The organism is Pseudoalteromonas sp. T1lg65 (assembly GCF_051930985.1).
Classification (GTDB): domain Bacteria; phylum Pseudomonadota; class Gammaproteobacteria; order Enterobacterales; family Alteromonadaceae; genus Pseudoalteromonas.
In genome coordinates, this window is the sequence record NZ_CP196838.1 from 719,385 (window position 1) to 734,199 (window position 14,815).

11 protein-coding genes are annotated in these 14,815 nt (G+C 42.3%); 5 read left to right on the forward strand and 6 right to left on the reverse strand.

Annotated elements, in window-relative coordinates; all coding sequences use genetic code 11:
• Position 1: 1 nt before the first annotated feature.
• The 3 genes from ACSLBF_RS20250 to ACSLBF_RS20260 are packed head-to-tail and all read right to left on the reverse strand — an operon-like array spanning position 2 to position 2,908.
• Entirely contained in the window at positions 2-1,003 is a 1,002-nt protein-coding gene (locus tag ACSLBF_RS20250; protein ID WP_440056446.1) for a cytochrome d ubiquinol oxidase subunit II, read from the reverse strand.
• Complete coding sequence (locus ACSLBF_RS20255; RefSeq protein ID WP_440056447.1) at positions 996-2,342, reverse strand: cytochrome ubiquinol oxidase subunit I; 1,347 nt, start codon at positions 2,340-2,342, stop codon at positions 996-998. Before ACSLBF_RS20255 ends, ACSLBF_RS20250 begins: the two co-directional genes overlap by 8 nt.
• A 20-nt stretch (positions 2,343-2,362) precedes the next feature.
• Complete coding sequence (locus tag ACSLBF_RS20260; protein WP_440056448.1) at positions 2,363-2,908, reverse strand: GbsR/MarR family transcriptional regulator; 546 nt, start codon at positions 2,906-2,908, stop codon at positions 2,363-2,365.
• 206 nt (positions 2,909-3,114) lie between these two features.
• Between ACSLBF_RS20260 and ACSLBF_RS20265 the strand changes: the two genes are divergently transcribed.
• Positions 3,115-4,299: an alkaline phosphatase family protein gene (locus tag ACSLBF_RS20265; RefSeq protein ID WP_440056449.1), complete on the forward strand. Its 1,185-nt coding sequence runs from the start codon at positions 3,115-3,117 to the stop codon at positions 4,297-4,299.
• Between the two features lie 25 nt (positions 4,300-4,324).
• Here the strand turns inward: ACSLBF_RS20265 and ACSLBF_RS20270 are convergent, their stop codons facing one another.
• Entirely contained in the window at positions 4,325-4,510 is a 186-nt protein-coding gene (locus tag ACSLBF_RS20270) for a hypothetical protein (RefSeq protein WP_440056450.1), read from the reverse strand.
• Positions 4,511-4,716: 206 nt separating this feature from the next.
• Here ACSLBF_RS20270 and ACSLBF_RS20275 point away from each other — a divergent pair, with 206 nt between their 5' ends.
• The 3 genes from ACSLBF_RS20275 to ACSLBF_RS20285 all read left to right on the forward strand — a co-directional run bounded on the left by ACSLBF_RS20275 (position 4,717) and on the right by ACSLBF_RS20285 (position 10,557).
• On the forward strand, positions 4,717-6,285 hold the full coding sequence (locus tag ACSLBF_RS20275) for a sensor domain-containing diguanylate cyclase (RefSeq protein WP_440056451.1): 1,569 nt from the start codon (positions 4,717-4,719) through the stop codon (positions 6,283-6,285).
• Between the two features lie 151 nt (positions 6,286-6,436).
• On the forward strand, positions 6,437-7,840 hold the full coding sequence (locus ACSLBF_RS20280; protein ID WP_440056452.1) for a YfcC family protein: 1,404 nt from the start codon (positions 6,437-6,439) through the stop codon (positions 7,838-7,840).
• A gap of 173 nt (positions 7,841-8,013) precedes the next feature.
• Entirely contained in the window at positions 8,014-10,557 is a 2,544-nt protein-coding gene (locus ACSLBF_RS20285) for a putative bifunctional diguanylate cyclase/phosphodiesterase (protein ID WP_440056453.1), read from the forward strand.
• A gap of 29 nt (positions 10,558-10,586) precedes the next feature.
• Here the strand turns inward: ACSLBF_RS20285 and hemH are convergent, their stop codons facing one another.
• On the reverse strand, positions 10,587-11,606 hold the full coding sequence (gene hemH, locus ACSLBF_RS20290; protein WP_440056454.1) for a ferrochelatase: 1,020 nt from the start codon (positions 11,604-11,606) through the stop codon (positions 10,587-10,589).
• 231 nt (positions 11,607-11,837) lie between these two features.
• Between hemH and ACSLBF_RS20295 the strand changes: the two genes are divergently transcribed.
• Positions 11,838-13,391 (forward strand): methyl-accepting chemotaxis protein, encoded by a 1,554-nt coding sequence (locus ACSLBF_RS20295; protein ID WP_440056455.1) that lies wholly within the window; start codon positions 11,838-11,840, stop codon positions 13,389-13,391.
• 148 nt (positions 13,392-13,539) lie between these two features.
• On the opposite strand, the gene ACSLBF_RS20300 is transcribed toward ACSLBF_RS20295, so the two are convergent.
• Positions 13,540-14,748 (reverse strand): tyrosine-type recombinase/integrase, encoded by a 1,209-nt coding sequence (locus tag ACSLBF_RS20300; protein ID WP_440056456.1) that lies wholly within the window; start codon positions 14,746-14,748, stop codon positions 13,540-13,542.
• Positions 14,749-14,815 lie beyond the last annotated feature (67 nt).

Genomic DNA, 14,815 nt, shown 5'->3' on the forward strand with positions numbered 1-14,815 from the left:
ACTAATCTGTGTATGAAAGTGGCTCGACTTTGCCCCAAAAAACCCGATACGAAAACAGGGTATATGCAATAATTGTGGGTACTACAAGCACTACGCCATAGAGTAAAAAAGTCAGTGCCGATGCATCAGCCACAGCTTCGTAGATGGTTAGCTGACCGGGTACCACAAACGGATAGAAGCTGTAAACTAGGCCAAAAAAACACAATGTAAAAATGACTACTGAAATTAGGAACGGCAGCCAAGCACCTGAGTCGGGTTGTTCTGGCAACTTAGCCAGCACAAGTTCTAGCAATACAAACAAACTTACACAAATTACTGGTACCGGTAATAGTAATAATGCCATTGGTAAACTAAACCAGCGATCATAAACTAAATCATTAATGGCAGGATTAATAATCGACACCAAAAGTACGCCAAAAAGCGCGACCCGTGCACTGGCTCTGCACCACTTCATCGCGTTTTGTTGTAGTTCCCCTTCACATTTCATCACCAGCCATGCAGCACCTATGAGAGAGTAAGCAAAGATAACTCCGATACCGCTGAATACCGAGAATAAGTAAGCCGTTATTGATTGCTCAAAACCCATTACATAAAAACCTAGCATATAGCCTTGAGAAAATGCGGTGAGCAACGAACCAAACTTAAACACTTTGTCCCATCTAGCTTTCCTATGACTTCTCGCTTTAGCTCTAAAGTCAAATGCAACACCTCTGAGGATTAAGCCAAACAACATAACTGCCACAGGAATATATAATGCCTGCAAAATAACACTATGAGCATGAGGAAAAGCAATCAAAGCAAGTCCTACAGCTAATACTAACCAGGTTTCGTTGGCATCCCAAAAAGGGCCTATGGATGCAATCATGGTGTCGGCTTTTGATCTGTCTTGTAGTGACAGCAAGATCCCAACACCTAAATCATAGCCATCTAAAATGGCATAAACCAATATTGCTAACGCCATAAGCCCGGCATAAATGATTGATAAATACTCTGGACTAAGCATACTGCTCCCCCTCAATATCGTGATGTATCCGGTATTCATCCACTTTGGTTGATTTTCTTGCCATGTAAAATAGCGTTCTTATGTACGCGATGAGCAATACCAAATACAAACTGAGATATCCTATCAGTGTAAAAAGCACATTTTCCGTCGGTAGGGTGGTGACGGCTTCTTCGACCTTTAATACACCAGATACCAAATAAGGCTGTCGGCCAATTTCGGTCACGTACCATCCAGCGAGCGTTGCCAACCAACCTGAAAATGTCATCGCAACTAGTGCTTTTAACTGCCAAGTTGGTAATGTCGGTTTACGCCAAACGGTGTAGCAGGTAAGCCATGCGATAAGTATCATTAACAGTCCCATTCCCACCATAATTCGAAACCCAAAAAATACCGGTTTAACTGGTGGGTGTTGTCCAACAAACTCGTTTAACCCCTTAATTTCACCGTCAATGTCATGGGTTAAAATAAAACTGGCAGCGTAAGGAATCGTAACTGCAAAATCGTTTTTTCTAGTTTCTTCGTTTGGTATGGCAAACAACGTAAAAGGAACACTTCGCTCTGTTTCCCAAACTCCTTCCATCGCTGCAACCTTTTGTGGTTGATGTTCAAACGTGTTTAGACCGTGCAAATCGCCAACGAAAGCCTGTAAAGGAGCGAATAGTGCAGCAGCAGTTAATGCAACCTTTAACGCTTTTTTAGGGGCATGTTTTTCATCTCCTTTGAGCAGCCTGTAGGCACTGATCCCTGCGATCAAAAATGAGGCTGTTAAGGCACTTGCTAAGAGCATATGAAAAAAGCGATAGGGGAATGAGGGATTAAAGATCACAGCAAACCAATCTGTGGCATAAGCTACGCCATCACGCATTTCAAAGCCCGCAGGTGTTTGCATCCAGCTATTAAGCGATAGGATCCAAAATGCAGAAAGGGTGGTCCCGATAGCAACGATGAATGTCGACAACGTATGGATTTTTGCTGGTACTTTTTTCATACCAAACAACATGATACCAAGAAACGTCGCTTCCATAAAAAAGGCGGTTAACACTTCGTAGCCAAGTAAAGGTCCCGCGATATTGCCCACTTTCTCCATAAATCCAGGCCAATTGGTGCCAAATTGGAACGACATAGTGATCCCGCTAACCACACCTAAAGCAAACGTTAATGCAAATATCTTGACCCAAAAGCGATAGATCCTCAGCCATACGGGATGTTGAGTTAAGTCATACTTGAGTTTAAAGAAGGCCAAAAACCACGCTAGCGCGATTGTGATGGTAGGAAAGAGAATATGGAAACTAATGTTAGCCGCAAATTGCATTCGCGACAGCATAAGGGTATCAAGCATGACGCACCTCGACTACTTAACTAGGATTTTCGCAAAATTTTATCTTTCAAGTCGATCACTTTACTTACGGAGGAACCGAGTTTCATTAACGACTGCAACTGCTCTGGTGTTAGTCTTTGAAGCTCAGCGGACCATTTAGTTACCGTTTCTAACAAATCATGTATTGCTTGCATCTGCTGCTGAGCATACTTTTCTTCATCGGTATTAGCGCTATCAAGGATTTGATCTCTAAGTAGAGTGAGGGTGGGATCTATTTCTCGTTTGCGTCTTTCTTCAAACACTTTGTTTGCAAGGTCCCAGATAGATCCATTTGGCGCGTAATACTCTTTTCGATCTCCAGGAATATGTTGTACACGAACGAGCTGCCAGGCTTGAAGTTCCTTGATCCCCATACTCACGTTGCCACGAGAAATCTTTAGTGCCTCGGCTATTTCGTTCGCGGTAAGTGGTCGTTCATGAATAACCAATAGACCAACCATCTGACCTATCGTACGGTTAAATCCCCAACGACTGCCCATTTCGCCGCAATGCAGGACAAAATTTTCTATTTTTGGTGATAGTGTCATATTTCGAACTTTCAGTAATTATTGAAAGTTTAATATATGATGAGCTTTGTTTTAGATCAAGCATTTCATTTAAGCAAAGACAAAAATTATCTTTGCCGCCAATATATCTTATTGTAGGTCTCCTTTTTCTTCATAATTTCATATAGCTATGATGTAATTAAGGATTGACAAGCTTATATCTCTTGAAATTTCAGGGAATAATTATCATGAACAAAATTCTCGCTTTGCTAATTCTAGTAGCCAGTGCTTCTACCACAGCAAAACCCACTACCATTCTGCTTTCTTTCGATGGTTTTAGATGGGACTATATCGAAAAGCATCAAGCGAAAAACCTCGCCACATTGGCACAGCAGGGGGTTCGCGTGACCAAACTTAAACCACAATATCCAACCAAAACATTTCCAAATCATTTATCGTTAATTACAGGTCTTAAACCAATAGACCACGGTTTAGTGGGTAACTACTTCTGCGACAGTGACAGAAACCAATGTTACAAAATGGGTAAAGGTGGAAAAGACAGTTCCTGGATAAGCGGTATTCCATTATGGAATCTGGCTAAAATGCACGGCCACAAATCTGCGGTTTACTTTTGGCCTGAGTCCGACGCGAGAATCAATGGCATGACACCGGATTATTTTTTCCACTATAGTAAACTCGCTCCAGAGCAGGGAAGGTTTTCGCAGATATTCGACTGGCTATCGTTGCCCAAATCACAGCGCCCGTTATTTATAGCAGCTTATTTTTCCAGTGTAGATTCAATAGGTCACGATTTTGGGCCTGACCATATAAAAACAAAACAAGCGGTGCAGAAATTGGATAATATGCTCGGTAGTTTCATCAAGCAATTGGCCGATAATGGGCTTGAGGTTAATCTAGTTGTAGTTTCTGATCATGGTATGACGGAAGTTCATAGAGATAAAATGATTTCAGTGGCGTCTTTAAATATTCCCAAAGGTTGGACGATAAAAAATAGTGGGACTCAGTTGTCTTTATACCGCTTAGGAAACGATACCCTGAAAACAGAATCATTCTCAGCTGATCTAGGCAACCAAGCACAAGGCCGATATAAAGTGCTCTCGCAATCTGATAAAAATACACTCTTTGGTGGAAACTCGGCAAAAGTTGGCGATATAGTGTTGCAAGCCAAACCCCACACCATTTTTATTGATGACAACACTGAAGAAAAATATTTTGGGGCGCATGGTTACGGTCATCACCCAGACATGGATGCAGTCTTTGTAGGTTACGGTCCCAGCTTTCGTCAAGGACTCGTCATTGATGAAGCAAGTAACTTAGATGTTTATCCGGTACTTGCGTCGATTATGGGGCTACCACTGTTAAACCAAGTGAGCAGTGACGGTGGCCGACTGTTAGATGCTATTAAAAAATAGCGCTCGTTGAAAATGTTGTGAGGTGCTATTTTTTCTTTTTGTTACCTGACTTCAACATCCGGTGGCCCAATGCGGCCACAACGTAAACTAGTACTAAAGAATTAAATACTAGTAACATGTCTGAATCATCAACAAATAACCATATAAAGGCTAACGCCACAGCAGCCAAGGTAAAATGCCCTACAAGAGGGTTAGTTCTGGTTTTTTTCATGTACGACCAATTCAGTTGCTACGTTTGTTATATTTTACACTGTATTAATTCAATAACGATATCTAAAGCGTTAAAACTCTGCAAATTTTATTTTAGTCGCTATAATGACCACAAAATTGCAGCAGTTCTTCCCTCGGCTTGAACAGCAGCAACCATAAAAAACTTTAACCCATTGTATTATAAGATACTTACGACGAGCAGTTTTGATGACAACGACAGTGAAGCCATGGCTAGACTTAAAAAAATTAATTCTTCTGTTGGCCACATTGAGTGTCATCTTTTCGCTGCTCAACGCATTAACATCAAGTTATAAGGTTCAGCAAAAAGTACTAGTTAACGACACACTTTCCGCGAATAAAGCCTATGCTGAGAAGCTAGCTGACGTAACCAATCTGCTGCTGACAACCAGTTTAATGCAACTAAAAGCAGCAAGTGAAGCGATTGCACCTAATTTGGACAACAATGAAAACGTCAATCGGGAGTTATTACGACTATTAACCCAAACTAATAGCTTTGACTCCGCTGTCGTAGTTAACCAGCAAGGGCAGATCATTGCAGCGCAACCGTCAAGCCTTGCAATTATTGGCGTTAGTTTACAAAGTGAAGTCGAACGCAGCCCGCTGTATCATCGTCAACCGGCTATCGTTGGGCCGTTTGTTTCGCCAGCTAAAAATCTCATGGTTAGCCCAACTCACCCCATATTTTCATCAGACGGAGAGTATCTTGGATTTATCGCAGCAGGAGTGTATTTAAAAGGAGAGAATATTCTCAGCAAGCTGCTTGCTTCACATCACCATAACGATCAAACCTATGTTTACGTGGTTGGCCCTGAAGGTAAACTCATTTATCACCATGACGAATCGCGAGTTGGCGAAAACGTTGCCACTAATAAAGCGGTAACTGAACTAATTAATGGCCGTGACGGTGCTATGGAACTAACCAATACACGCGGCGTAACAATGCTTGCCGGTTACGCCCCAATTGAGACAAGTAATTGGGGAGTCGTTGTTCAGCGGCCGGTTCAAGTTACGATGGACCAGCTAGAAAATACTATGATTGTGGTATTGAAGTCAGCAATCCCGATCACCGTGTTGCTGTTGGTTCTTGTGTTTTGGGTTGGTACTGCTATCTCTAAACCGCTGTGGAAACTGGCTAAACTGCAAGAACAGGCAAAGGACGACAGAGAGCTTCATTTGGCCTCAATAAGCACCTGGTACTACGAGGCTGCTTGGCTTAAACGGGCAATGTTCGCCAGTGCTGAAACCTTCGGGCAACGTATTAGATTACTCGACGACGAGCGTAAAAAAGACCAATTAACGGGACTTAACAATCGGCGAGGTATGGAGCAGTGGCTGCGTCATAGCGAAGTGGAACTGGCCTCTATCGCCATCATCACGCTGGATATCGACCACTTTAAAAACGTGAACGACACTTATGGACACGATACTGGTGACAAGGTAATCCGAAAACTTGCAGAATTAATGAAGATTAATGCGAGGGCTGAAGATCACCTCTGCCGCAGTGGTGGCGAAGAGTTTTTCGTTTTTGTGCCAAACACCACTATAGAGGCGGCTTTTTCCGTGGCGGAACGACTCAGAATCTCAGTATCTCAAGCCGAGTTTCCTCATCAGCAGCAATTGACCATATCTGTGGGGGTGGCGCATTGGCCCACAACTACACCTGTTCTTCAACATGCAATAAAGCTTGCAGATAAGGCATTGTATAGAGCAAAACGTAATGGACGTAACCAAACCGTAGTAGCGTCGAGCGAATAACCCCGCTACTAAACAGTACAGGTAAATCACACCCAGCTAGGTCTAAAAACAACCAAAACGTTATCATTTGGTAAAAGTCGTGAAATTTGCGCCGAATATCGGTAAGATGCGTACAATTTTTCTCACCCCACCGAATGGAGTTGTACTTTCCATGGCAAAAACATTGAAAGTTCCTCATACCTTAGTGTTACTTTTGGGTATGATGGTTATTGCACTTATCTCTACTTGGATAGTGCCACAAGGCTTTTTTGATACAGCAACCACCGATTCAGATCGACAAATAGTGCTGGCTGGCACATATAAAATCGCCAGCGAAACTGTCTTTTTGACCCCTTGGGATTTACTTAAAGCCATCCCGCGAGCATTTGCAGCAGCACAGGATGTTATCTTTTTCGTTTTAATCGTCGGTGGTGTGTTATCCATTGCCAGAGCGACTGGAACTGTCGATGCACTAATCGGAAGATTACTTGAAAAACATGGAGATAAGCCTGAAAAACTAATCTTTATGGTAGTGTTTTGCTTTGCACTTGCCTCAAGTGCCATAGGTACCGCAGGGGAGTACATCCCATTCGTATTAATTCTAGTTGCCCTGTGTAAAGCTATGCGTCTTGATGCAATGGTGGCTGTTGGGATGATCGTAGCCGGCTACGGCATTGGTTATGGTGTATCAGCATTTAATCCATTTACTGTAATAGTAGCCCAAAAGATTGCAGAAGTTCCCGTATATTCGGGTCTTTGGCTCAGGCTTGCCATTTTCGTGCCATTCGTATTAATTGGCTTTCATCACGTCTGGTCTTACATGAACAAAGTTCAACATAACCCAGAGCTTTCGATGATGAAAGATGTGCCTTGCCCACTAGCTGGTCAAGCACAACCAAGCTACCCTCAATTAAATAAGCGCCATCAGCTGGTGCTGCTTACCTTCATTATTACACTTGTAGTTGCAGTGTGGGGCATAGCTAATCACGGTTGGTACCTTAATCAACTCGGCGGATTATTTGTCGCATGGGGTATTGTAATATCTATTATCGGTAAACTATCAGCTGACGATGCCGCACACCGATTTATTGAAGGCGTTTCAGATCTTGTAACAACTGCAATTTTAATTGGTGTTGCACGTGGTATTGCTTTGGTTCTCGAAGATGGGCAAATCTTGCATACCATAGTGAACGGACTTTCAACGCCACTTTCTTACGTAGCTGCAGAAGTTTCAGCGGTCGGCATGTTGCTAATCCAAACGTTATTGAACATGTTTATTCCTTCTGGCTCAGGACAAGCATACGTAACTATGCCTCTAATGGTACCTGTTGGCGATCTAGTTGGTGTACCTAGACAAGTCGCGGTGCTTGCGTATCAATTTGGTGATGGATTCTCAAATATGATAATCCCAACCAATGCGGTACTAATGGGTATACTGGGCATGGCTGGCGTTCCATACACACATTGGTTCAGATTCTGTCTTCCGCTAATGGCAAAGTTGATGTTGGCCGCAGGCACGGTATTAGTACTGGCGGTGATGTTCGGTTATGGGCTAGACGTCCAGCCAAGTATCTAACAATTAGATGATTCTTTAATCACGTGCAGCTTTGAGGTCAAGGCTGCACTGCCAAATTTGTCATACGTCTCAAAATCTTAGCACTTTCCCGCAATTCCTTGATCTACCTTTAGGTTACCTTTAATTTTTTGGCTACACTTGCAATTCCATACGACTTAGTTTCCGTAGCCGGTATGACATTATCATTTAGCCAGTTTTTCAATTTAACCAGCACACAAGAGCGCTATAAATTCGCATTAACCAATATCTATGAACAACTTGAGCCAAGCCACTGCTTTATCGGTAAGTTCATCGATGATGATAGTAAAGTCAAAACGTTGATGTACTTACATGAAGGGAAACTGGTAGATAACATTACTTATTCACTTGCTGGCAGCCCTTGCTTTGATGCTAAAAATAGCGAATCCGTTTGCTGTGTAAATACGGGTCTGCAAACCCTTTATAACGAAGATGAGTTACTTTCTCTGTTAGGTATTTCAAGCTACTTAGCTGTTACACTTCGAGCGCTGGACCATTCTCCCATTGGCATACTTGTATGTATGTTTGACCACGAAAAGTCAGTGTCGACAGAAAGTAAACTGTGGTTTAAGGAGCTAAGTCATTTAGTTGCTACCGAGCTTAACCATAATTTAGTGCTTTCCAAGCAAGATACCTTGTTGAAACAGTTAGCAAAGGGTGAGCAGGTTACGGATTTGTGCACATGGACTTGGAATATTAAGCAAGACAGCCACCAGTTTTCAGAGCAGTTGTCTCGGTTGCTGGACCTTAGCGATCAGCCTCTGAGCTTAAAATCACTGCTAACTAGCTTAATAGAACCCGACCAAAAACGACTGAATGAAGCGCTGTCATTAATCAGAGCAAACCAAAAAAGCCAGCTAGATATTCAAGTCTCACATTTAGGTCGAGATAATCAGCACGGTCTATTTAGGATAATTGGTCACGTTGAAAACGATACGCGTAATTTTGGTGAACCTATTTTCACAGGCACAATTCAAGATGTTAGCTACGTTTGGGCGCTGAATAAACAGCTTGAGCTTACCAATGTCGTATTTGAACACTCAACTGAAGGCATTATGATCACCAATCAGCACAATAAGGTCATCATGGTTAATAAAGCTTTCGAAACTCTGACTGGCTACAGCAGTAGTGAATTAATAGGAAAGGATCCGTCAATATTGTCCTCTGGGCGCCAAGACAAAGCGTTTTACGAAGCAATGTGGCAAGCACTTTCTAAACAAGGCTATTGGAAAGGTGAAATTTATAACCGCAGAAAAAACGGCCAAATTTATCCTGAAGAATTGACTTTGACTGCTGTAACCGATGATGAAGGTGAAATTACCAACTATGTGGCGATTTTTAGAGACATCTCTGAATGGAAGATAAATGAACAGAGGCTCATTTTTTACGCGAATCATGAACCATTAACCGCGTTGTTGAATAGACGCAGCTTTATGCAAAAGCTGGAGCATAAAGTCGCAGCGGCGGAACGTTCAAATCTGTTTTTGTTGTTCATTGGCTTAGACAGATTTAAGGACGTCAATGACTTATTCGGACCAAGTATTGGCGACAAAGTGCTAGTGTGTGTCGCTAAACGACTAAAGGCAAACCTTAACAAAGATAGCCTGGTCGCACGTTATGGTGGTGATGAGTTTGCTATTTTGGTCGACAACCAAACACAAGATAGCGCGTTAAAAATTGCTAAGGATGTTTCGTTACAGCTAAGCATGCCGTACGTTTTTAACGATATTACCATCGAATTAACCGTCTCGACGGGTGTCGCACAATTCAAAGCAAAACAAAAACTCAGCGCGGCAAACTTTTTGAAAAATGCGGCATACGCCTTAAATAGCGTAAAAAAAACCGCCAAAGGCCAAATTGCACTGCATGATGAAATGCTACAGAGTGCACATCTAAATAAAATTCGCTTACGTGACAAACTAAAACGCGCCCTAAAAGCAAGGGAGCTGACCGTCCACTATCAGCCAATTATAAACACCTATACGGGCCAAATAGAGAAGTTTGAAGCACTGGTTCGATGGTTTGATAATGATTATGGAGTGGTCTCACCGGGGTCATTTATTCCTATTGCTGAGGAGTTTGGTCTTATCCATTTGGTTGGTCAGTACGTTTTAGAGCAAAGTTGCCGTGATTTAGCCGTTGTACATGCGCTAGGTTTTAAAGAGATAGGCTTTTCGATCAATCGTTCAGTCAATGAGTTTATGACCACCAACAACCAAGCTGAACTCATCACTCAGGCCATTGAAGGTGCAGAATTGCCGTATGATGCGATCACCATCGAAGTTACAGAATCGATTGCAACAAACAAATATACTTGGAAGACCCTAAACCGGCTGCGAGAGTTTGGCGTAAAGATTTCGCTAGATGATTTTTGTACTGGTTATTCATCTCTGAGTAATTTGATTGAAAATCAAGTCGACTATCTTAAGATCGACAAAAGCTTTGTAGATAGTCTGGTCACCGACAAAAACAAGCAGACACTGATCGATTGCTTAATAAACCTAAGTCAACGTCTTAATATCACGGTCATCGCAGAAGGCGTAGAAACCCAAGAGCAGCTAAATGCACTGACTCGTTTTGGCTGTCGCCATATCCAAGGTTACTATTTTAGTCCTGCCAAACCGATTGATGAATGCATATCAATGCTACAGACAAACCAACAAAACGAGTTTGATGTGATCTCGAGTAACCTGTACTGATTAGTACTGGTTACTCGTGGTTTCTGGGTTCACAGTAAGGGTTTGACTAATTCGGCTAAAGCCTGAATGTGATCGTCCCTGTCATTTAACGCAGCAATATAGCGATAATGTTCACCGCCTGCCTGCATAAATACATCGCGGTTTTCAACTTCAAGCTCTTCTAGTGTTTCTAAGCAATCTGCACTAAATGCGGGGCTTAAAATTGCGATATTTTTAACACCTTGTTTTGGAAAAGCTTCTAGTGTTTTGTCTGTGTAGGGTTGTAGCCATTCGGCTTTCCCAAAGCGGCTCTGAAAAGTCGTCAAAACCCTATCCGTATCCAGGTTTAACTTTTCTACCACAAGACGTGTGGTTTGCTGGCAGAAACAGTGATAAGGGTCGCCTCGGTCCAAAAACAATTTTGGTGTGCCGTGATAGGAAAACACCAACTTATCAGGCATACCGTGCTTATCTAAGTCTTCCTTTATCGAATTCGCTAATGAGTCGATATAAGCAGGAAGCTTGTGGTAACCATTAATAAAATGGAGTTCTGGCACCCAACGCCATTTAGCCAATACTTTTGCTACGGCATCAAATGTTGAACCTGTTGTAGCGCTAGAGTACTGAGGATAAAGGGGCAGTATAATAATCCGCGTAATGCCTTTTTCTCTTAGTTGTTCCAAACCAGCCTCAATAGAAGGATTGCCATAACGCATGGCGGTTACCACCTCAACATTGTTAACTCCTTGCTTTGTAAGTAGTTCGCTTAGCTTATTCGCTTGGGCATGAGTGGTTGTGATAAGCGGTGAGCCGGCTTCAGTCCAAATGGTTTGATACGCATGCGCCGATTTTTTGGGCCTTACCCGTAAAATAATGCCATGTAAAATCATCAGCCAAATTAGTCTGGGGATCTCTACGATACGAGGATCGGATAAAAATTCCGCTAAATACACTCGAAGCGCCTTTGGTGTAGGGGCGTCTGGACTGCCAAGGTTAGTTACTAAAATCCCCGTTTTTGCGTTAAATCGATTGTCATGAGGGTTGTCTGTAATTGCAGAAAATCTCGACACCAAAAGCTCCTTAATCACTAAAGATAAGTTTTTCATTTTACAAGAAACATAATACGCACGTAAGGCAAAATTGGATTTCTTGGCTTATATTTTACAGTCAGCATATAAATAACTCACACCAAAGTATTAATTACTCTGCTGTGTATCTATTTACGCTTGCCTTTCATAAACTTAGTGCGTATTTTCCACGCTCTTGAAAGGATAGAATAACCAAATCCGGATAGGTGCTTAATGAGAGTCAATCAACCTGTAACCCAAAGAGAAAAAACGTTCCCGCCAGATGTTAGGCTGGTTTCTGTAACCGATTTGCAAGGCATTATTACTGACTGTAATGAGGCTTTTGTTCAGGTCAGTGGATTTTCGAGGGAAGAGTTGATTGGTCAACCGCACAACCTAGTACGTCATCCAGACATGCCAGAACTCGCTTTTAAAACCATGTGGGCGGAACTAAAAGCCGGTAAGCCCTGGATGGGGATCGTGAAAAACCGTTGTAAAAACGGCGACCATTATTGGGTTGACGCTTACGTTACACCAATAACCGAAAGTGGTCGAATTGTCGGTTATGAGTCGGTCCGGTGCGCACCAAAAAGAGAGTATGTCGATCGGGCATCTGCACTATATAAAAGCGTCCAATCAGGCCAGACTAAGCGCTTTACCTTGCCAAGGTTGGGTTATATTTGGCCAGTATTCAATATCATTTCTTCAAGCCTATTATGGTATTTTTCCTCGGAGTCAATTGGGTTCTTTTGGTTGATGGGCAATATGTTGGCGCTTTCTGCTTACTCAGTATGGCGCAATAAAGAGCATCTACAACAAATTGAAAATGAATTAGCGCACAGCTTTTGCGATGAAATATCACAACAGGTGTACACCCAGTGGGAGGGCACTCTAGGCTCGCTATTTGTGCGTCTAAAAAGCGAACGCTCACACCTAAATACCATCCTTACTCGTATTGAACTTGCAGCTTCTATTGTGTCTAAAGGGGCTAATACCGCAAGTCATGAAGCAGAAATTACCTATCGAGATCTGCAAAAACAACAATCGGAAACAGAGCTAGTCGCAACCGCTATGAATGAAATGACGACGTCGATTAGTGATGTATCAGAAAGCGTTAAACAAAGTGCGCAAGAAGCTCAACAATCGCTAGCATTAACTTCGCAAAGTGAGCAAATTGCAGATAAAACAAGGGTCGCCTTTCAAGAGTTAAGTGGCACCATTGGAGATATCAGAGACTCTGTTGAGGGGGTTTCAAAACAGACCGACAAAATCGCTTCAGCTGCACAAATGATTGAACAAATTGCCGAGCAAACAAACTTACTTGCACTGAACGCAGCAATAGAAGCGGCAAGGGCAGGTGAACAGGGCAGAGGGTTTGCCGTTGTTGCTGATGAAGTCAGACACTTAGCGCAGCGTACTCAAGAATCCACCAAAGAGATCCATGCGATCATCGAAGAATTAGCTTCTAGCACTGATGCGGCAGTAAATATTGCACAAAAAGGTCAGGACGAATCCAACTTAGGTATCGAGAGGCTGAATGAGAGCACCGAAATGCTGGCACAAATTACTAGCGCAGTAATTCAGATCAGCGACATGTCTATGCAAATTGCCTCATCCGTAGAGCAACAAGCTTCGGTATCTGAGGAAATCAATCAGCAAGTAGTGAATATTGCGGAGCTCGCACACAACAGTCTTGGCAGTGCTGATAACGTGCAGCACGAAAGTAACAAGTTAGAGCAAGTTGCAAAAGATATGCACGAGCTTATTGTTCGCTTTCAAAGAAAATGATGACAGTAGTTGGCGCTGACGCCTAACGAGGAAATGCAGATCGTGCCTACGACGCGCCATTGGCACATCTACTACAACCGTCAGATTTGATTACTCGTTTCAATCAAATCTGACCGGCCTATATAACATATTGTTTTTAATAATAAGCTTAGATTTTTCGCTTTAATCCTGACTTCGCGCGCTCTTTAATATTTGTTTGAATATAAATCTGGTCGGTGGTAGCAATTTTTGCATGACCCAAGTCTTCTGATAAATGTTTTAAAGGACGATGTTGCGCATCATGTGTCGCACCAGTATGGCGGAGCCAATGAGCGGTAGCAGCTTCTAGTTGTTCTGCATCTTCGGTAAATCCGTCTTCATTCAACTTTTCTATCGCTAAGTCAAAGCTTTGTTGCACGATACGTCTCAATTGACGAACATTCATGCCGCCTTGACCACGCAGCTTATGAATAATGGGAAATGGCTCATCGACACGCGGTAGGGCAGTCATACCGCGATATTGACGATAGCGTTTTAAATAGTCGATGAAATCTTCGCTTAGTGTGACATCTCGTAATTTATTTCCTTTGCCCATCACTCTAAGATACCAAAAGTTATCTTGATCTTGCCAAAAATGACTCATCACAGGAGACCAGTGAGGGCGGTCCGACAGCTCTGAAATACGTAAATACAATCCCTTTAAACAGGCCAAAGTAAATAGATTTCGTTCTAACTCTGGTTTATCTTCACACCGATCTTTGGTTACACCAAATACATATTCCCACTGTAAGTCGCTTAACGTATCTGGCATGTTGATCTGCGATTGAACAACTAAATAGGGGCTGTTTTTCTTAACCACAGGAACAAAATTGGTAAACGACTTTTCTTCAAGAATGGCGAACTTATAAAAAACATTCAGTGCCGTGAACATAGCCGCTAATGTCTGTTGGCTAACGCCATTTTCTTTAGCAACAAAGGGGCGCCAATTCGGATTGACCTGTCGAACCCCTAAATTCTGTTTGTAACGCCATTGGACTGAAGACTGCGCCCAAGCTTTATCTGGCTCAACAACGAAATCAACATAAGCTTCGATGTCATCACGCTTTAATTCAAATACAGACTTATTAGCAACTAACCATGACCATAAATAAAATCGTTCCAGCTCATTTCTAAATCGATTAAATGTCGCCTCAGACTTACGGCCATACACATATAAAAACTGAAATAAAAATGACAGATCTTGCCAGACATCCAATTGACAATCTAAATCAGACAAAAACTGATGTAACTCGGGATATTCCTGATGAAGTGTATTATCCTCAACATGTGCCATTTGATAGCGCAGCTGTTTGAGCGTATCGACCAAGGGAATAAGCATAAAAGTCCGATATTGGTTAGTATTGGACTTATTCTAAAAAGGTTGGTTTACAAAAGCAACCGATATC

Bases quoted from the DNA above. Each gene is read 5' to 3' on its own strand.
- ACSLBF_RS20250 (WP_440056446.1), bottom strand. From the start codon at position 1,003: ATGCTTAGTCCAGAGTATTTATCAATCATTTATGCCGGGCTTATGGCG.
- ACSLBF_RS20255 (WP_440056447.1), bottom strand. From the start codon at position 2,342: ATGCTTGATACCCTTATGCTGTCGCGAATGCAATTTGCGGCTAACATT.
- ACSLBF_RS20260 (WP_440056448.1), bottom strand. From the start codon at position 2,908: ATGACACTATCACCAAAAATAGAAAATTTTGTCCTGCATTGCGGCGAA.
- ACSLBF_RS20265 (WP_440056449.1), top strand. From the start codon at position 3,115: ATGAACAAAATTCTCGCTTTGCTAATTCTAGTAGCCAGTGCTTCTACC.
- ACSLBF_RS20270 (WP_440056450.1), bottom strand. From the start codon at position 4,510: ATGAAAAAAACCAGAACTAACCCTCTTGTAGGGCATTTTACCTTGGCT.
- ACSLBF_RS20275 (WP_440056451.1), top strand. From the start codon at position 4,717: ATGACAACGACAGTGAAGCCATGGCTAGACTTAAAAAAATTAATTCTT.
- ACSLBF_RS20280 (WP_440056452.1), top strand. From the start codon at position 6,437: ATGGCAAAAACATTGAAAGTTCCTCATACCTTAGTGTTACTTTTGGGT.
- ACSLBF_RS20285 (WP_440056453.1), top strand. From the start codon at position 8,014: ATGACATTATCATTTAGCCAGTTTTTCAATTTAACCAGCACACAAGAG.
- ACSLBF_RS20295 (WP_440056455.1), top strand. From the start codon at position 11,838: ATGAGAGTCAATCAACCTGTAACCCAAAGAGAAAAAACGTTCCCGCCA.
- ACSLBF_RS20300 (WP_440056456.1), bottom strand. From the start codon at position 14,748: ATGCTTATTCCCTTGGTCGATACGCTCAAACAGCTGCGCTATCAAATG.